This window comes from Paenibacillus sp. sgz302164 (assembly GCF_056120505.1).
Genome location: NZ_JBVYOL010000004.1, coordinates 234,865 through 253,240, shown reverse-complemented (window position 1 = coordinate 253,240; position 18,376 = coordinate 234,865). Strand labels below are relative to the sequence as shown.

The 18,376-nt window shown below is 53.6% G+C and carries 12 protein-coding genes and 7 tRNA genes; 1 reads left to right on the top strand and 18 read right to left on the bottom strand.

Annotation, left to right across the window (positions count from 1 at the left end):
- Positions 1 to 36: 36 nt before the first annotated feature.
- The 16 genes from AC0LWT_RS09205 to msrA form a co-directional block, all read right to left on the bottom strand.
- Entirely contained in the window at positions 37 to 1,980 is a 1,944-nt protein-coding gene (locus tag AC0LWT_RS09205) for a TOMM precursor leader peptide-binding protein (RefSeq protein WP_474680931.1), read from the bottom strand.
- Positions 1,980 to 3,671 (bottom strand): bacteriocin maturation protein, encoded by a 1,692-nt coding sequence (locus AC0LWT_RS09200; RefSeq protein ID WP_474680930.1) that lies wholly within the window; start codon positions 3,669 to 3,671, stop codon positions 1,980 to 1,982. The genes AC0LWT_RS09205 and AC0LWT_RS09200 overlap by 1 nt, the downstream gene beginning before the upstream one ends.
- 261 nt (positions 3,672 to 3,932) lie before the next feature.
- Positions 3,933 to 4,052 carry a YjcZ family sporulation protein gene (locus AC0LWT_RS09195; protein ID WP_474680929.1) on the bottom strand — a complete coding sequence of 40 codons (120 nt, stop codon included), beginning with the start codon at positions 4,050 to 4,052 and terminating at the stop codon, positions 3,933 to 3,935.
- Positions 4,053 to 4,376: 324 nt separating this feature from the next.
- Positions 4,377 to 4,643, bottom strand: a complete 267-nt coding sequence (locus AC0LWT_RS09190) for a response regulator (protein WP_474680928.1) — start codon at positions 4,641 to 4,643, stop codon at positions 4,377 to 4,379.
- Positions 4,644 to 4,656: 13 nt separating this feature from the next.
- Positions 4,657 to 5,013 carry a response regulator gene (locus AC0LWT_RS09185; RefSeq protein ID WP_474680927.1) on the bottom strand — a complete coding sequence of 119 codons (357 nt, stop codon included), beginning with the start codon at positions 5,011 to 5,013 and terminating at the stop codon, positions 4,657 to 4,659.
- Between the two features lie 120 nt (positions 5,014 to 5,133).
- Positions 5,134 to 9,378, bottom strand: coding sequence for an S-layer homology domain-containing protein (locus AC0LWT_RS09180; protein WP_474680926.1), 4,245 nt, complete (start codon positions 9,376 to 9,378; stop codon positions 5,134 to 5,136).
- Between the two features lie 1,247 nt (positions 9,379 to 10,625).
- Positions 10,626 to 10,702 (bottom strand) — tRNA-Glu (locus AC0LWT_RS09175).
- Positions 10,703 to 10,705: 3 nt separating this feature from the next.
- Positions 10,706 to 10,782, bottom strand: a tRNA-Pro gene (locus tag AC0LWT_RS09170).
- A 1-nt stretch (position 10,783) separates the two neighbouring features.
- Positions 10,784 to 10,869, bottom strand: a tRNA-Tyr gene (locus tag AC0LWT_RS09165).
- A 4-nt stretch (positions 10,870 to 10,873) separates the two neighbouring features.
- Positions 10,874 to 10,949, bottom strand: a tRNA-Lys gene (locus tag AC0LWT_RS09160).
- Positions 10,950 to 11,088: 139 nt separating this feature from the next.
- A tRNA-Leu gene (locus tag AC0LWT_RS09155) sits at positions 11,089 to 11,177 on the bottom strand.
- Position 11,178: 1 nt separating this feature from the next.
- Positions 11,179 to 11,253, bottom strand: a tRNA-Gln gene (locus AC0LWT_RS09150).
- Positions 11,254 to 11,334: 81 nt separating this feature from the next.
- A tRNA-Glu gene (locus AC0LWT_RS09145) sits at positions 11,335 to 11,412 on the bottom strand.
- A 333-nt stretch (positions 11,413 to 11,745) separates the two neighbouring features.
- The gene (locus AC0LWT_RS09140) at positions 11,746 to 11,976 is read right to left on the bottom strand and encodes a hypothetical protein (protein ID WP_474680925.1); all 231 of its coding nucleotides are present in this window, start codon (positions 11,974 to 11,976) and stop codon (positions 11,746 to 11,748) included.
- A gap of 606 nt (positions 11,977 to 12,582) precedes the next feature.
- The gene (locus AC0LWT_RS09135) at positions 12,583 to 12,807 is read right to left on the bottom strand and encodes a hypothetical protein (protein ID WP_474680924.1); all 225 of its coding nucleotides are present in this window, start codon (positions 12,805 to 12,807) and stop codon (positions 12,583 to 12,585) included.
- Positions 12,808 to 13,093: 286 nt separating this feature from the next.
- Complete coding sequence (gene msrA, locus AC0LWT_RS09130) at positions 13,094 to 14,068, bottom strand: peptide-methionine (S)-S-oxide reductase MsrA (RefSeq protein ID WP_474680923.1); 975 nt, start codon at positions 14,066 to 14,068, stop codon at positions 13,094 to 13,096.
- Positions 14,069 to 14,250: 182 nt separating this feature from the next.
- Here msrA and AC0LWT_RS09125 point away from each other — a divergent pair, with 182 nt between their 5' ends.
- The gene (locus AC0LWT_RS09125) at positions 14,251 to 14,733 is read left to right on the top strand and encodes a GAF domain-containing protein (RefSeq protein WP_474680922.1); all 483 of its coding nucleotides are present in this window, start codon (positions 14,251 to 14,253) and stop codon (positions 14,731 to 14,733) included.
- On the opposite strand, the gene AC0LWT_RS09120 is transcribed toward AC0LWT_RS09125, so the two are convergent.
- Complete coding sequence (locus tag AC0LWT_RS09120) at positions 14,730 to 16,565, bottom strand: ABC transporter ATP-binding protein (protein WP_474680921.1); 1,836 nt, start codon at positions 16,563 to 16,565, stop codon at positions 14,730 to 14,732. The two genes, AC0LWT_RS09125 and AC0LWT_RS09120, sit on opposite strands and share 4 nt — an antisense overlap.
- Positions 16,566 to 16,567: 2 nt before the next feature.
- Positions 16,568 to 18,340: an ABC transporter ATP-binding protein gene (locus AC0LWT_RS09115; protein WP_474680920.1), complete on the bottom strand. Its 1,773-nt coding sequence runs from the start codon at positions 18,338 to 18,340 to the stop codon at positions 16,568 to 16,570.
- Positions 18,341 to 18,376 lie beyond the last annotated feature (36 nt).

Genomic DNA, 18,376 nt, shown 5'->3' with positions numbered 1-18,376 from the left:
AGTCTTTCCTGCGCAACCGCGGAGTGTTTATTTGAATCATGGAAACGGATGCGGATGCTGGTTGAGCTGTTCGGCCGTCAGCGGCTGCGCCGCATAGCCCAATTCCGCCGGTACGTTAAACAGCCGCTCCAGGCCCGTTAAACGGGTCAGATGATGCCCGAACGTCATCGGCAGCATGCCGGGTATGAGCACTTTGACACAATGCAGACCGTTGCGCGAAATTTCCGGCATCGTTTGATCCACGACGATCATATCGAGGTTCAAGCGGCGAAACGTTTGAATGAGCTCCTTTAGATCGTCGGTCAAATCCATATGCCTTGCCTGAGGTTGGAATTCTTGGCTGAACGTTCGCAGCGGACGCCGGGCATCCAGCAAAAACTGCAGCCGCTCCTCCGCTTGGGGCAGCCCGTAGAGCATGACATGATCTTCCATTTGCAGCACCTTGAACGGATCGCGAAGCATGGCCTCCAAATTCTCCTGCTCCGCCAGAAACTTGTCTTGCAGTATGAACATCATGCCGGCCAATTCGTGTATAGCGCTTTTCGCCGCCTTCACGGGGTCCAGATGGGCTCCCGCTGCGCAGAGCAGATTCATTTTTCCCGGACCCCCGCCGTTTTTGGCCAGCGCCCAAATGCTTGGTATCCCATTCTCCATCGTTATATTGAACAAATGGACATCGTATCCGGCAACCTGCCGCAGCCTCTCCACCATTAACTCCAATTCCCGGTCATCGGCGGAAAATGGGTCCAGCCGCGGGACGGGCAGCTGCGCATACCAGGTCATCAGGAACGCATCGCGCTCCGCCACTTCCAAAATCCCGTATAAAACGGCTTCCTCCAGACTCCCGCCCAACGCACAGCCGTTGGAGCCCTCCTGAACCAAACCGTCCCCGCCGCCGGAGCTGTAATAAACGAGGCTTTCCGGAACGAGAATCGGCCGCTCCTGCAGCAAAGAATAACCCCACACCCAATCGACGTCACAGTCGGGATCAAACGGCTCGCACGGAAAATCCGGCAGCTCGTACTGCTCCTTCGCATATAACCCCGCTTGAACCGGATTCAGCGCTTGCCCGGCCAGACGGTTGTAGCTGTCGCGAACCACGGTGCGTCTGCCTTGAGGGGCCATGCCGCAGCGCCGTTCCAATCCTTCCAAAATCGCGGTCAATTCGCTTTCCGCATAAGAATGGCTGCGCCCTGCTGTCACCACGTCACCGGTCGCGAACGACGGCATATTCATGCCAACGGCGGCAAACGGCGAAACAAGGTCGTACATGTGTGCGTTAAAAAGCCCTGTTCGGGCATCCCGGTAATCTTGAAGCAAAACTTCCCGCAAGCCGATGAGCGAACGGGAGCGATAGCTGCCGGCACTGAGCTTGGGTCTGGGCTGCAAGGATATACGGGTCGCTTCTCTTGAATCGTCGGGCAGACACCCGCATACCGGGCACAACGGATCAGGCAAAAAATGATGAACGGAGCTTTTCAGCGTTTTCAGGTTTATCAGGTAGACGTGTTCTTCGGTATACGGCCGTCCGCCTTGCAGCGCCAGGTGCGTCTCCGCCGCCAGCAAATGTGCCGTCTGCCGAATTCCCGGACGCAATGAAGCCGCCTTGGGGGCCGCCCCCTCGGGTCCGGCTGTGAGCCAATCCGGCGTCTCCCCGCTGCCGTGTCCTGCAATGAAGCGCCGGTTGTCCGCGCATTGGGAACATCCCGGCACACCCGGACGAATCAAGGGCCCAACCACACCTTCGTCCGATAAAAGGAAGCCGCGAAGCCACGGAATGCCGGTCGGCCGCATCCGTTCCTCAATCTCGAAATAATCGCAGGAATGCCCGTTATCGTCCGCAGCCAAAACAAGTTCCGCCGCCTGCGGGATCCCTGTTGTGAAACCGGGTTGTCGAACTATTGTATAGTGGTCGGAGAGTTCCCCGCAGACGAAGTCCGCCAATAAACCTTCTCCGACAATGGCTACTACAGCTTTCATCAGGATAGCTCCTCCTCTCGCAGCAGCGTGGCGAACAGTTGTACCGGCTCATCATTCCCGAAGGGCTCAAGTCCGATGTCGTAAATGAAAAGCCGCTTGCGGTTCAGTTCCAAAATTTGCATGGCTGACCGTAAAATATCCGCCTCCCCCGCCTCTTCCATCGAGGGAATGTCAAGGACGAGCGGCGCCAGGCCTTCCGCGAAAAGAGGCTTCGCTTGATCCGTGGGCGCTTTGCACGACTCCAGCGCTTCCCGCACGTTCTTCTCCTCAGCTTCAGCCTGTGCAGCACCCCCTGCTGCAGCAACTTGCGCTTGCTGCAGCGCCTGCAGCAGAGCGGCACGCAGCGCCAAGGTCGTAGTTAAGCCGGCGCATCCATGCCAGCCCCCGTCTGTCCCGACCCACACGACGGGAAAACCGGACAGATTCTCTCCCAAGCCGACGGTCGGCGTTCCTTGCAAAATAGTTAATGACGTTAAATAAAAGCGGCAGCGGCGGTCTTCAATTTTATGCAGCCTGACTTCCCGGATAGCCAGGCTTAGGTGCGCAGAGCGCTTGCCCAGTTCATGCGCCAAACACGTTCGCAATGCGCGGCAAACGCCTTCGGCAAACGTCATGCCGGCTCCGAAGCCGATAAACTCCTGCCGCCGGTCCTGCTCGTTCCTGCTGCCGTTCCCGGCAGGCGACGGCAGCGCGATCCAATCGGACATTCGCGACGCGTAAGCTTCCATTCCGGCCAAACCGGCTTCCCTGCGCGCTTCCTCATGAGTAAAGCCGGCACACGCAATGTCCGGCAGCAGCTCGGCCGGCCCTACCGACAGCGGGTCCGCCACCCGCACCCGGCATTGGGCAAGCGGAAGCTGCCTCAAGTCCCCTTCCTCCCACGTATGAAAAATGCCGGTTACCGCCGAAGTCAATCGCTTAAAATAAGAAAACCACGGGGAAGGCTCGCCCCGGATGACCGAGTTTTGCTGCAGCCGCTGCTCTCTATGTTGGACTTGTACGCCCGCCGGGCGGCCGCTCACAAGCGGATGGGGGAACAACAAGTGTACTTCCCCCTCCAATGTTGCCAGATTCAGTATATAAATGTGCCCGGAAGCTTGATCGGACGATTGCAGCATTGCAAATACAAGCGCATTCGCAAGCATCGCAACTGCGGCAGAAGAGCAAGCTTGTGCGGACGGCTGTGTGTCAAACACCGATCGGTGAATCCGGCGCCACGCCGTTTCCCAGCAAATTTCGGAGTCCGGATGTATGAGCGGGCCTGCCAAACCTGTCTGCCGGATGCATACGGCCGGCAAAAAAAGCTTCTTTTCCTCCCGGCAAACTGAGTGAAGAGCGCGCAATTGTTCCACACGGTTTTCCTGAGATACATACAATATCCAATGAAACGGTCGAACGAGTTCCCGCCAACTATCCGTTCCTTCCTGTTCAGGGACGATCTCTTCGATGACGGCCCCGGGATCCGTCCGGCGGACGCGTTCCGCCATATTCCTTAACCGCTGCCGGTCGGCCGGCGCCGGGTCCGTCATCCGCACATGCACATGGGTCATTCCGGATTCGAGCAGCGACGCGACCAGCGAGAGCAAAATAGAACCGGCCCCGATTGCCAATATTTTGGCTTGCGGCGGGCATAATTGCAGCCTGTTCGTCCCGGCTTTGGCCGCCGTGCCGACTTCCCATTCCTCTGCCATGCCGTTCCCTCCTTCATTTATATGTTTAAATTATGTTACGAGAGCCGTGATCGTTCCCTCCGGCACGTTGTATTTTGTGCCCGGAAAGCAAAAAAAAGACGATAGCGCCGGGCGGGGATGCTCCGAGCGGTTATCGTCGCGATCTTATGTAACAGGGAACGCGAAGTTCCCTTGCATTTCTGCCAAACCGCCCTGGCATCGATTGTCGGGACGCAGCCATATTTTTTATCCGAAAGAGTCTCATTTAGGTTGTTGTCAGTATTACCAAGCAAAAGTCACCGAAATAATAACCAGAAGGATGAAAAGAACCAAAATAGCAGCAGTGCTAGTTCCCATACCGTAACCTGCGCAGCTGCCCATGCCAGCTCCGTACGCGCCCATACCAAACACCTCCTTCTGCTAATGAATCACTTGCAATGGCATTATATGTCCCGGGCGGGTGGGTTGTTTGGACGTATGACTACTTGCAAATACCTAGACCCAAAAAATTTGCCGATTGGTTACATAATAATAATTATGTAATCATTTATCCGGGTTCGGCCCTGTTTGACAATAATCGGGAACCACGAGATCATCGAATCCGTTAGATATTCATCTAAGTAGAAGCAACTCGTAACCGAAATGGTTTTTTCGTTTCGCGGTCAGCTCCTCCGTTAGCGGCTTCACGATATAGTCCAGTACCCCCATATCAAACGCTTCGAAGACTTAATCGCTGTTTGAAGCCACGAAAGCAATAGAAATGTCAGGTCTGGAAGACTGGATGACATTTGCCAACTGTAGACCATGAATGCCGGATCTATTCATGTCCAAATCAATTAGCACAAGATCGACGGATGCTCTGGGCAACTGCTCCAGAAGCTCTCGGGGATTCGTGAAAAGAGAGCAAATCCACACAATTTCTAACGCACGCAGCACGGTTTCAGCATGACGTAAGGCGAATGGATCACCACTGACAGCCATTACATTAATCACGTTCTCATGCCTCCTATAACGCCTTGTTGATCGCCTCGATAACCCTTTCTTTTTGGATCGGCTTTACGATGAAGTCCTTGGCACCGGCAGTAATAGCGTCGAGAACCATCGCCTGCTGACCCATGGCCGAGCACATGATGATTTTGGCTTTCGGGTCGATCTTCCGTATTTCTCTGACAGCAGCTACGCCGTCCATATCCGGCATTGTGATGTCCATAGTCACGAGGTCCGGGCGCATCAAAGCATATAGCTTTACGGCTTCGTGGCCGTCGGATGCCTCGCCTGCGATTTCATGCCCCATACTGAGAATAATGTCTTTGATTATTGTCCTCATAAATACCGCATCGTCAACGACCAGCACTTTTGTCATGAAGCATCCTCCTTCAGTAATCGATGTCGGTGTATTCCGTAATCTTCTAACATCTAAAGCAAGGGCCGTCCCTCAGCTTCATATCCGCTTTTGGACGGCCCCGCTTCTCAGAGCTATCTATTACTTGGAATTACGGTTGTCGATCAATTTAGCCTTTTCCAGCATCCGCTGAACGATAGCCGCCGTTTCCGCTCTCGTGATGTCGCTCGTCGGGTTGACTCCGGCATCTCTGCCTTGAACTAACCCGCTCTTCACGGTCGCTGCAACTGCTTGTTTCGCCCATGCATCTACCGACGCACCATCCACAAACGTGGAGAGCATTGATTCCGCTTCCGCGCCGCTGACGCTTGCGTTAAGTCCCGTCCACTTCATCGCCCGCGCGATCATCGCCATTGCTTCTTCGCGGGTGATTGTTTTGTTCGGACCAAACGTTCCGTCCTCATATCCTTCAATGATGCCGTATTCCTGCGCTTTCGCCACCGCGCCGACGTACCATTCACCAGCCATCACATCGCCGAATGGAGAGATTTTCCCGTTATCGGCCAGTCCCAACGCGCGAACGATAATCGCTGTGAACTCGGCACGAGTGATCGCCATGTCAGGATTGTAATGCGTTGCATCGATACCGTTTACCACAAGGCGCGAAGCCATATCGTTCACCGCGTCTTTCGACCAGTGCCCTTCTACATCCGCAAACGTCATCGGGTGCCATATCAAGGCATAGGTGCTGTTGGTCAAGCTATTGATGTTCGCATAATACTTGCCATCGATCGCAACAACTTTGGTCGGCACATGGCGTACGGTTCCATCAGGCTCGACGACAACGCCTGTAGTGATCTTGTTCTGGTCAACGCCGTCCGGTATCGCAAGGGTGCGTTTCACAATGGTGTTGAACTTCGATACTTCGATGGTTTTTTCTCCGTAGGTGCCTCTCACCGTAAAGTTCAGCGGCGGTGCGACAAGCGTAAACGTTCCTTTGGCTGCTGCATTTTCAACAACTTTCAACGTATCCGCTGTCGGAGTCGCGATTTCGATTTGCACCTTAATGTCCTGCAACGCTACAGACTTGCCGATCTGAGCGGATATGGAGTCGATGTTGATTTGCTGCGCAGGTAGAGTATAAGTAGCAGTCTCCGTCTTTACTTCGACTACCGCCTGCTTATTCTCCATAGCTTTCACCATCTGCCCGTTCAATTCTCCGATAACAATATCAGCCTTCGTGTTCATCGGTATTGTAACGATCGCATGATTCCCTTCACTTTCCAGCCTTTGATTCAGTTTTTGCGGATCCACTGTGATTGTTGTTACCGACTTATTTCCTTCGTTCGTTGTCACAGAAGTTCCAGCACTTTCAACCTTGCCGTTCACAAAAATATCCACGCTTGTATTCCCCGCTGAGGGAGTGGCAGGCTGTGTAGTCGTGGTGCCGCTTCCGTTATTGTTTCCGCTACCGTTACCACTTCCACTATCACTTCCACCTGAGGAATTTTGTTTAATATCCGCAGAGGTTAGCGTAATGAGTTTGTAGCGTACAACTTGATTATTGGCGTTGACTTCGTACACCCCGACATATTTATTGGTTGCCGCATCGATGCCAGAAATGTTTGTGCCCGGAATGTATGGATTGGTGACCCCCGCTCCTGTCGGCACAGCATCTCCTTCATTCGGAGTGGCGATGCTGCCGGACGATACGATAACCACCAGATGGTTGCCTGCCTCTGGCGCGGCTGCAACTGCCGTTGTTCCTGAAGTTGTTCCCGGTGTTATTGTTGCTGCCAGTACGGCTGCTTGTTTATTATTGACGGTGCTTGTTGTAAGAACAATCTGTTTGAAGCCGACGATCTGGTTGTTTGCATTGACCTCATATACGTCAACAAATTTGTTGCTTGCCGCATCTACACCGGGAATGTCTGTACCCGAAATGTACGGATTGGTGACTCCTGCACCATTAGGTGCAGCATCTCCTACATTTGGAGTAGCAATACTGATGGGCGATACTTTCACGACTAGGTGATTGCCGTTTCCGTAAACTGCGGAAACTACCGTCGTTCCAGATGCGCCACCCGGTGCGGCCGAAGCTGTAACTACCGGCGTTGGCGCGCTATTGCTATTTACATCGCCTGCTCCCAGGATGATCTGCTTGAAGTTTACAATTTGGTTGTTTGCGTTGACTTCATACACGCCAACGTATTTGTTCGTTGTCGCATCGACGCCAGAAATGTTAGAGCCCGGAACGTATGGATTGATGACCCCTGCTCCTGTCGGCACTGCGTCTCCCGCATTCGGTGCAGCAATGCTGCTGGACGATACTTTTACGGCCAGATGGTTGTCGTTTCCATAAATCGCAGAAACTACCGTCGTTCCCGGCGCCGCTCCCTGCCCTGGCACGGCTGTCAGCACTGGAGTAGGATTGTTGATATTAGCCGCTGTCAGCGTAATAGGCTTGAAGCTTACGATCTGATTGTTGCTGTTCACTTCATACACGCCAACATACTTGTTCGTTGTCGGATCCGCTCCGCTAATATCTGTTCCCGGCGTATACGGATCTGTCACTCCCGTTCCTGTCGGCGCTGCGTCTCCCACATTGGGGGTAGCGATGCTGCTGGACGATACTTTCACGACCAGACGGTTGCCTGCTCCTGCGGTTGCTGCAACCTCTGTTGTCCCCGGCGCCGTTCCCGGCCCTAGCGCGGCTGTCAGCACTGGAGTAGGATTGTTGATATTTGCCGCCGTCAGCGTAATAAGTTTGAAGCTTACGATCTGGTTGCTGCTGTTCACTTCATACACGCCCACATACTTGTTCGTTGTCGCATCCGCTCCGCTAATATCTGCTCCCTGCGTATACGGATCGATCACTCCCGTTCCTGTTGGCACTGCGTCTCCCGCATTGGGGGTAGCGATGCTGCTAGACGATACTTTCACGACCAGACGGTTGCCTGCTCCTGCGGTTGCTGCAACCTCTGTTGTCCCCGGCGCCGTTCCCGGCCCTGGCACGGTTGCCAGCACTGGAGCAGGATTGTTGATATTTGCCGCCGTCAGCGTAATAAGTTTGAAGCTTACGATCTGGTTGCTGCTGTTCACTTCATACACGCCCACATACTTGTTCGTTGTCGCATCCGCTCCGCTAATATCTGCTCCGGGCGTATACGGATCTGTCACTCCCGTTCCTGTCGGCGCAGCGTCTCCCGCATCGGGGATAGCGATGCTGCTGGACGATACTTTCACCACCAGTCGGCTGCCTACTCCTGCGGTCGCTGCAACCACTGTTGTCCCCGGCGCCGTTCCCGGCCCTGGCGCGGCTGTCAGCACTGGCGCTGGCGTTGCGGCGGCCAAGGCCACCGCCGTAGGAACCATGAAGGTTCCCACCATAAATGGACCTGAACTCAAACCTATCGTCTGAATCACGGTATTATTGGAGGTATCAATCACGCTCATGCTATTGGAGAGGTAATTAACCGAATAGGCACGGCTTCCATCTTTTGAGATACCCACAACAAAAGGCAAGTTGCCAACTATAATGGTAGCTGTCACAGTGTTCGTAGCGGTATCAATGACAGAAATATTATTGCTATTGCTACTTGCCACATAAACCTTACTGCCATCGGGGGTGACTTCCGTTGCGCTGGGTTGATTACTTATATTAATTGTTGCTTCCACAGCATTGTTAGCAACATTGATGACCGACACAGTATTGCTGGTTTGGTTTGCCACATAAATCTTGGTGCCGGCAGGATTAGCCGATAGACCAAAAGGGTGAGTACCCACCATAATTGTAGGTGCGATGACGGTATCACTAGCGACATCCACAATAAAAACACTATTTGAACTACAAGTGACATAAAGCTTCCCATTAACCACTACCATGGCAGCTGGACCAAGGGATACCTGTATCGTTTTGGTAACAGCAAGGGTATTTGTATCGATCACAGAGAGTGTGTTGCTACCATTGTTTGCCACGTAGGCCTTGCTGCCATCTGCGTTAAAGGCTACACCAAAAGGCGCGGAACCGACTGGTATTGTTCTAACCACCGTATCAGTAGCCGGGTCAATCACCGAAACGGTGTTGCTGCCCCTGTTGGTAACAAAGACTTGGGTGCCGTTGGGGTTAAACCCTGCACTATTAGGTTGGGTCCCTACTGTTATTTTGGCCTTTTGTACCGTGTTGGTGGTCAAGTCCACCACATCCACCACGCCGGTATTATAGCTTGTTATGTAGGCTTTGGTAAATGCGGCGCTGCCGGCTGCATGAACCGCCGCCGGCGGCACAGACAGCAGTTGAATAATCATACTGAGTATCAGTGCCCCTGCAAAAACAAGTCTTTTTAGTTTCAAATGCTGCTTTCTTGCTTTCATGGTTATATCCATTCCTTTCGCTTCGCTCAAGGCACAAAACGGAATGAAATCCGTTCGCCGTGAGCGATTTTTCTGTATTCTTGAGTTACAGGGATATCAGTACACTACAAATCACGTGGAGGTGAGTGGGCCGCCTCTTTTTACGGAGTGACCGCATGGTTATATGTGTAGATTGCCTTTCCAAGCATAAATAAGTGTCGCTTCGAGCACGCACCCTGTCTGTTGCGGAATCAACGTCTACAAAACCTTTATTGTGGCCTGCATCGCTTCCACCAACTTTGTTGTTGATGTCCAGCGTTTTTAGACTACGTTGTAGTGCTAACATTCAGCTTGGAAATGTGGTTTCGGATACCTTCAGCAAAAGCTCCTCCATGAACATCATTGACAAGCTCTTGGACAATCGTCCGATACTTCTTTTGATATCGAACCACTCATTCACAGCTCCATGAAGGAGAAACTTCCTGAACTGAAGCTTTCCCTTGCCGAGTCCTACCTAGATGAAATCAACTTGATCTTGACTGTTCCGTCCATGAAAAACCTGTTTTCCGCCATTACCGTGGTTTCGGAAATCGGTGTGAATATGGACGTGTTCCCGACATCCCCTCCCTATCTCTCCCTCCCATAATGAAACGTTGATGTTCCAATTTCCGGGACCTGTGACAAAGGTATGTCCTGCAAGAGCAGATGCTGAAATTCCGTATACAAATCGAACTTGCTTTAGCCATGGAATCGACGACTCCCGCTCAACTTCATCCACATTTTATCAAACGGTTCTCACAAAATTCTCACAAAACCGCGATTTCTGTCAAAAAACACAAAAAAAGCAGAGAGAATTGCTCTCTGCTTTAAGTCTTTATGCCTATTAGTCGCTTCATCCCAAATAGGACGCCATACGGCTTCTTATCTCCTGAGGCGGTTGCAGACCCATTTCCCGGTGATAGAAGGCTTCGTACCTCGCATAATGCCTGTTGAATTGCTCCCTGTTCCCACGACTTGCATACAGGTCCAGCAATTAAAGCAAATGTTTGCCGCGAGTTTATTAAAGCAAATACTTGCCGCGGCGGCAAAGTTTTGGTTTAACTCTCACACCGCCATTCTATACCCCGAAGATTGGCAGGGGGCGTGGGCATCGAACCCACCACAGTCTGCTTTGGAGGCAGACTCGCCGGCCGAGGAACATGGACCCCTACATAATTGGTGGAATCGAAAGGACTCGAACCTGCATTACATACATTAACAGTGCGTTTATGGAACCGAATTGGAGACGTAGACGGGATTCGAACCCGCGAATCCCTGTTCGAAAGACAGGTGTGTTATGCCGCTTCACCACTACGTCATATGGTCGGGATGACCGGACTTGAACCGATGACCTCTAGTACCCGAAACTAGCGTTCTACCAAGCTGAACTACATCCCGATGGTGGGAAAGGACGGATTCGAACCGCCGAACCCCGAAGGAAGCTGATTTACAGTCAGCTGCGTTTAGCCTCTTCGCTACTCTCCCATATTGGTGCCGGCGAAAGGATTTGAACCTTTGACCTACTGATTAAAAGTCAGTTGCTCTGCCAATTGAGCTACGCCAGCTTGTGGACACGGTAAATCCTTGCTTGGAGCGGGTTAGTCTCCCACAGATTTTTTTACAGCTTGTGTTTCGTTCAACCACAACTCTGAACCCAACTCATGGTCGACTCACACTCTGCGAACCGTTCATTTATGTACTTTTTGGTGCGGCAAGTGGGACTTGAACCCACAGGTGAGCTTTCGCTGCACGAGCATCTGAGGCTCGTATGTCTGCCATTCCATCACAGCCGCATGGCTGCCCCTCCAGGGCTCGAACCTGGGATCGCGGCTTCAAAGGCCGCTGCCTTACCAACTTGGCTAAGAGGCAATATAGGGAGATCAACCGGAATCGAACCCATACCGAATGCTTGGGAGGCACCCGTTCTTCCGTTAAACTAATTCCGCATTTTGGTGACGCATGCCGGATTCGAACCGAGCGAATGCAGGATTGAAAGTCCTGTGGCTTAGACCGCTTGCCTAATGCGCCAAGTATTTGGAGGGTCGAGCAGGATTTGTCCTGTGATCGACGATTTTGCTGATTGCCGAGTTAGCCGGCTTCACCTTTGGTCTTTTGAACCCTTGGAGGCGCTCGTTTTCAATACGAGTGCAATAACCCCGCCCTCAATGAAACATATGTTCGTTATTACGGTGTAGAAAAGGCTACTCGCCCATTGCGGTTCCACTTGTATCGTTTCGCCTAACCCGGTAGTCCGGAATTACGACAAACACAAATGGACCACTCGCCAAGGGTGCAAGTAGCCTTTTACGTACAAATCTATGGATCAACGGATTCAGATTCAGAACGGTCCGCGATTCATGATCACGTTAGCGCCGTTCCTCCTCTTTTTAGGATTGCACGGCCCAAACGTGGCACGTAAAAACTACTTTTGATTGGCTGGATATAGGCTTTAAGAAAGTTGCTAAATGCCCCTTTACTGCCGCTCTCGCGCCAAATATCGGCATGCTCATGAATGATCGATATCTCATGATAGCCAAATGGCTGTTGCTGATTAGACTGCTCGCATGGATTCATAAATAATGGCTTTCTCATGGCCTATCCCTTCCTTTCTTCGTAGTTTTTACAATGTTACACTTTTTTGCTTTCGCGCTTTATCACTTTAATGTTTTACCGCTTTACTGATTATGATCTTATCACGGGTTTTTTTTGCTGTCAACCCTTTTTTTATTATTCCCCCATCGCCTTATAAAACAAAAAGACCGCTGGACTCCAGCGGTCTTTTCATACCCGGACAAATGCGTCAAAAATGACGCAATTTTGCCTGCAATTCCTCCCTGTCGTCAGGGAGATAGGGATATCGAAAAAAGGCCGCGTGGCGAGGTATAAGGCTTTGGGGCGTTTATAAATAAATGGTCGCCTTCCGATGGGCTCCACAGTTGAATGCGCTCATATCCAAATGCCTTTTTCATCCTCGCTCACGCTCCTTCCTACATACCTAAATTTTCCTCATAATAAATCAATAACAACTCCAGTGTCAAGCAGAAGTATGATTAATCGCGAAAAAGAATGAGATCATGTTCTTGTCACCCGATACTTATTGATGGTCCCGTTACTGTACGAGCAAACAAAGCACTTGCTACATCCTCATTTCCAGCACTTTTGGGAGCGCTTCGGCCGATTCGTATTGAGCCCGGCCGCCTAATTGCCTGAGCGCGCGGAGAAAGCCTGCAAAAGTGCAGGCTTTTGCTCGTTCATACGCTGAAAACGAAACATTCCTGCATTTGTGCAGGCTTTTCGCCACGCACAGGGGCTCAGATTCATTTTCAGCGAAAATTCCTGCACTTTTGCAGGCTTTTTGCCAAAATGAATCGCTTTCTCAGAAAAAACCTGCACTTTCGCAGGTTTTCTCCCCAAGCCGGCCATGTGGCCGACCGGCCCCCGTCATGCGGCGCAACACCGCGTGCTTGGAGCTGCGCGCGGTACTGCCTCTCCGGCGCGTGACCGCCCGCCGTGCAGCGCTGCAGCCCGCGCCGGGAGAGGCGCGCATGAGAAAAGAGCCGCTGCGCGATCACCAGCACCGCCGTCTTTGGGCGGCAAAGCCCTGACCGCGTTGGAGAATTATGACGCCGGATCACCGACGTTCATCGATTATATAGGCAAAAAAGCCGCGCCCCCTCCATGCTGAGATGGAGGAATTGCAGCTTTTGCATTAATCAAAAAGTCGGCGGTATGCTCCGTAGCCTTCTTTTTCAAGATCGTCAACCGGGATGAAGCGCAGTGCGGCGGAATTGATGCAATAGCGCAGTCCGGTCGGCCCAGGCCCGTCGTTAAACACGTGTCCGAGATGCGAGTCGGCCTCCTGGCTCCTCACTTCGGTGCGCACCATGAAATGGCTTAAATCCTGCTTCTCTTTGATCGTGCCGGCATACAAAGGTTGGGTAAAGCTCGGCCAGCCGCAGCCCGAATCAAATTTGTCCCGCGAGCTGAACAGCGGTTCCCCTGAGACGATATCGACGTAAATGCCTTCTTCGTGATGGTCCCAAAACTCATTTTGAAACGGCGGCTCGGTCGCGCTATTTTGCGTAACTTCATATTGAAGCTTCGTCAAGTTGCCCCTGCGCGCTTCCTTGTCTCTGTCAGTGTTCCAGTGATTTTCGATAAAAGCGTCACGGCCGGAGCCTTTCCGGTACATTTTGTAACGGAGCGGATTTTTATGGTGATAATCCTGATGGTACTCTTCCGCCGGATAAAATACGCCTGCCGCCACGATTTCCGTCGCGACCGGGCGATCAAACCGTCCGCTTTGTTCTAGCGCCAGCTTGGACGCTTCCGCCTGCTCCCGCTGCTCCTCGCTATGGTAAAAGATCGCGCTGCGATACGACGAGCCTCTGTCATAAAACTGACCGCCGGCATCTGTCGGATCAATTTGCCGCCAAAAAATGTCCAGCAGCTTCTCGTAAGGGAACAGCTTCGGATCAAACGTGATTTGCACCGCTTCCGCGTGCCCGGTCGTTTCCGAACAAACTTCTTCGTACGTTGGGTTCACCGTGTGTCCTCCGGTATATCCCGAAACGACCTTCACGATGCCCGGCATCTCCTCAAAGGGGGTTACCATGCACCAAAAGCATCCTCCTGCAAATGTCGCCAGCTCATATCCGCCGGTTTCATGCGTATGCTCTGTCATCCACTTTTCACCGCTTTCTTTAATTGGATATTGTACCTATGACCTATGATAACAAAGAAAGCGGAACTTGCCAAAAATATGCGGCATTCCGTATTCGCGCTCTGTTGACTTGGCGCCTCCGGCGCGCTAAGGTTATTTGAAGAAAGAAACTGCCATCACCTTACGAAAACGGAGGATTTCCCATGTTCCAATCTGCCAGCTATACCGGATCGAGAGAGGAAAACTACGAAACGCTTATCAAACAGCTGACCTCTTTATTGGAAGGCGAATCGGACCAAACCGCCAATCTGGCCAACGCGTCGGCCCTGCTTCGCTCTTTTCTTCAGGAAGTGAATTGGGCGGGCTTTTATTTGCTGAAAAACAACGAGCTTGTGCTCGGTCCCTTCCAAGGCCTCCCCGCCTGCGTGCGAATTCCTCTCGGCAAAGGCGTGTGCGGGACATCCGCTCTCCAAAGACAAACCGTCCGGGTCGCCGATGTCCATCAATTTCCCGGCCACATTGCGTGTGACGCCGCTTCGCAATCGGAGATCGTCATCCCGCTGATCAAGCATAACGAGCTGATCGGCGTTCTCGATATCGACAGCCCCGTCAAGGACAGATTCGATGCAATCGACCAAAAGTATTTGGAAAAATTCGTCGGCGAGCTAATTCGTTTTATCGGTTAGCCGGCTGTCCCTGACGAGCCTCTGTCATCGCCGTACCACAATTCGCGGAAGGTGGCGCTGCCCTGCAAAAGCTCTGCGGAAGTCCCTTCCGCTTCAATTCGCCCGTCCTTCATCACGATGATGCGGTCGGCCCGGCTGAGAGCCGCTTTGCGGTGCGACACGACCAGGCAGGTGGCATCGCCCCTCAGCCTGAACAGCCGCTCCCAAAGCTTTTGCTCCGTCTCGACGTCAAGCGCGCTCGACAGATCGTCAAACACGTACAGCTCGGCGTCGCGCACGAGCATGCGGGCTGCCGCCGTCCGCTGCGCCTGGCCGCCGGACAGCTTGACCCCGCGCGGGCCGATGACCGTCTCGAGCCCGTCCTGCAAATGAGCGACGTCCTCCTCCATCACCGCGGCGTAGACCGCCCGCTTCAAGCTGTCCTCGCCGCCGGCCTGCCCTAACAAAATGTTGTTCCGCAGCGTATCGCTGTACAACCGGGGAACCTGCGCCGTGTAGGCGCTGCGCGGCGGGACGAAGAACGATCCGGCATCTTCGACCTCCATGCCGTTCCATTCCACCGTGCCGTCCGCCTTCGGCAGCAGGCCGAGCAGCGTGCGGACGAGCGTCGTTTTGCCGGAGCCGATCGCTCCCGTGACGACGGTGAACGATCCCCGCTCAAGGCTGAATGCCACGTCCGCAATACCCCTCCCCGTATCCGCGTAGCGGTACGACAGCCCTTTTACGCTAAGACGCCGCAGGGCGCCGGCGTTCACGGTGCGCTCATCCGGCGCATCCGGGTCGATGCTTTCACCGCCGTCCGCAGCCATTCCCCGGCTTGCCGCAGCGAATCCGCCGCTTTTACGAAGGTGCAGCGGCCTGACCATCGTCAGCACTTTGGCGGAAGCCCCCTGCAGCAGCAAAGTGAGCCGTTCCAGGGCGACGCTCATCTGCTTGAAATAAGTCAAAAATTTGCCGACATTGGAAATAAACTGCGTGACGAACGTCAAATAATAGACGAACAGCGCAAAATCGCCGACGGAAAAAGTGCCTGCGCGCATTTTTTGCCCTGCCAACAGCAAGATCAGCCCCGTGCCGAGGTTGACCGAGTTGGAAAAGACCGAATCGAGCAGTTCGCTCATCAGGCGGTCCTTGATCATCGCCTTTCTCCGTTCATCGCCCGAACGGGCAAAACGGCCGATGACCCGCCGCTCGGCGCCGGCCACCTGAATCGCCTGCACGTTCCCGAACATCTCGCTGATCTCGCTGGTCACGCGGGACGTCGCCTCCCGGCTGGCTGCGCGGTATTTTTGCAATCGCGCGGTGGCCAGTTGGGCTGCCGATACGACAAGCACCAAAGGCAAAAAGACAAGCAGCGTCATCTGCGCATCGATGCGAATAAGAATCCAGCTGGATACGGCAGCGAAGCAGGTCATCCCGAACACGTCCACCGACCAGCTCGCCGCTTCTTCCGAATGGTCGACGTCATCGCGGAAATGGCTGATCGCCTCCCCCGGAGAAACCGGAATCGCCCGCGCTCCGGGCTGCTTGAGCACATGCTCCAGCAAGTTGCGCCGCAGCAGCATGCCCATGCGGAAGCGGAAGTTTACATCCGTAATAAAGCCCATCAGGATCAGCATCATCCGGCCGAGCGCAGCGCCCAGCAGAAGCGCGATAATGCCCCATACGCCGAACCCCGCAGCCGATTGGCCGGCCAAAAAGTCGAAAAACTCCTTGGTCACAAGCCCCGGCGCGATCGGAGCCAAATAAATGGCCGTCCATGCCGCCGCATTTATCCAATACAGAACGGGACGGTACATAATTAACCGCCACAAATATTGATGCGTCTTCATCGCTAAGCGAGCACCTCCTCAAGACCGGTGGCAAGCAGCCGGCTGAACCGGGATGACGGGTCCGCAGCCAACTGCTCGCGCCTGCCCGACTCCAGAATCCGGCCGTTTTCCAAAATGACGATCTGGTCCGCCCGCTGCACCGTAGCGAGCCGATGCGCGATCATCATGCAGGAGCGGCCTGCCAGCAGCTTGCCGATCGCTTTCTCGATGCGCTGCTCCGTTAGCGGATCGAGCCTTGACGAAGCTTCGTCCATAATGACCAGCCCCGGGTCCGTCAGAAACACCCGGGCAAAAGCGAGCAGCTGCGCTTCGCCTGCCGAAAGGCTTCCGCCCCCGGAAGCAAGCTGCGTCTCCAGCCCTTCCGGCAGCGACTCGTACCACGCTTCCAGGCCGAGGTCCCGCAGCACTTCGACAATCCGCCCGTCAGGCACGGTATCGTCGTAAAAGGTCAGGTTGTCTCTGACCGATCCCTGCATAATTTCGATATTTTGCGTGACCATCGCCACGCGTTGTCTCAAGTCGTTGAGTGTGCAGCTGCGAATGTCGACGCCGCCCAGCTCGATGGAGCCGTGCTGCGGATCGTAAAAGCGGAGCAGCAGCCGCGCCAGCGTCGTCTTCCCGCTCCCCGTCCGCCCGAGCAGGCCCAGCACTTCTCCCGGACGCAGCGTCACGTTCAGCTCCTCAATCGTCGGCGCTCCGGCGTCGCTGTCGCTCTCGTAGCTGAAAGTCACATCGCGAAACGCCACGCCCAGCGGCCCTTGCGGCAGCGGCGCGCCGGGACCGTCCGCGATCCGCGAGCGCGTTTCGAAGAGCTCGCGGATGCGGCTGATGCTGGCGTCGGCTTTTTGCAAATCTTCCATTTGCGTCCTGATTTTCTCAATCGGCTTTGCCAGCAGCTCGGTGTAGAAGAAAATCAAATACACGGTGCCAAGCGAAATATGCTCGGTGTGCCACAAGTAAGCGCTAATGCCGAATGCAAGCGCATTCCCGAGAGCAAACACGAGAATCGACGTGTTCCACATCGCGCAAAATCCGAGGAACGCTTTGATGCGCAGCGGCAGCATCCGGCGAAGCATCGCATAAAAGCGTCCCATCACAAATCCGGCGGCCCCGTTGGCCCGAATATCTTCGGTGCCTTCCAGATGCTCCCCGATAAACCCATAAAACTCGGCGTTCACCTGCCTCCACCCCGACCATACGGGGACGGCGAATTTGCGGATCCGCCGAATGATAACAAACGCAAAAAGCACGAACAGCGCCATCCCCGCGCCGATCATCCAATTTTCCCGGAACAGCAGGACAACAATCCCGATCATTAAAAGCAAATTGCCGACCAGATGAATCATCATGCTGGAAAAAAAGTTGGCCAGCGCATTCACATCGCCGTCAACCCGCTCGATCAGCGCCCCCGGCGTATGCGATTTATGGAAAGACATATCCAGAGACAGGCAGTGAGCGGCCAAATCCACGCGGAGCGTATTGGTCGTTTTCCACCCGATATTTTCACTAAAATACGTAACTGCGACGGAAATCAGCTGATGCGCGAGCGAAAACGCGATAAACAAGCCCGCGGCAGTGTACAGCGGCGTCATTTCCCCCTGGGATTGCGCCGTATCGATAAAAAAACGGATAATTTGCGGATTGACAAGCTGCATGCCGATGGAAACAAAAAGCAGCAGAGCAAGCACAGTCAGAGCTTTCCGCTGCGGGAGCAAATACTTTTGCAGCATGTTGGAATATTGATGAAGCGAATTTACGCTTTTCGATTGCTGCATGCGAATCCTCCTGAATATCGAAAAAAATAATTCCGG

Excerpts from the sequence above, each read along its gene's own strand:
- AC0LWT_RS09115 (WP_474680920.1), bottom strand. The coding sequence starts at position 18,340 with ATGCAGCAATCGAAAAGCGTAAATTCGCTTCATCAATATTCCAACATG.
- AC0LWT_RS09140 (WP_474680925.1), bottom strand. The coding sequence starts at position 11,976 with ATGAGAAAGCCATTATTTATGAATCCATGCGAGCAGTCTAATCAGCAA.
- AC0LWT_RS09180 (WP_474680926.1), bottom strand. The coding sequence starts at position 9,378 with ATGGATATAACCATGAAAGCAAGAAAGCAGCATTTGAAACTAAAAAGA.
- AC0LWT_RS09185 (WP_474680927.1), bottom strand. The coding sequence starts at position 5,013 with ATGACAAAAGTGCTGGTCGTTGACGATGCGGTATTTATGAGGACAATA.
- AC0LWT_RS09125 (WP_474680922.1), top strand. The coding sequence starts at position 14,251 with ATGTTCCAATCTGCCAGCTATACCGGATCGAGAGAGGAAAACTACGAA.
- AC0LWT_RS09135 (WP_474680924.1), bottom strand. The coding sequence starts at position 12,807 with ATGGCCGGCTTGGGGAGAAAACCTGCGAAAGTGCAGGTTTTTTCTGAG.
- AC0LWT_RS09200 (WP_474680930.1), bottom strand. The coding sequence starts at position 3,671 with ATGGCAGAGGAATGGGAAGTCGGCACGGCGGCCAAAGCCGGGACGAAC.
- AC0LWT_RS09120 (WP_474680921.1), bottom strand. The coding sequence starts at position 16,565 with ATGAAGACGCATCAATATTTGTGGCGGTTAATTATGTACCGTCCCGTT.
- AC0LWT_RS09195 (WP_474680929.1), bottom strand. The coding sequence starts at position 4,052 with ATGGGCGCGTACGGAGCTGGCATGGGCAGCTGCGCAGGTTACGGTATG.
- AC0LWT_RS09205 (WP_474680931.1), bottom strand. The coding sequence starts at position 1,980 with ATGAAAGCTGTAGTAGCCATTGTCGGAGAAGGTTTATTGGCGGACTTC.
- msrA (WP_474680923.1), bottom strand. The coding sequence starts at position 14,068 with ATGACAGAGCATACGCATGAAACCGGCGGATATGAGCTGGCGACATTT.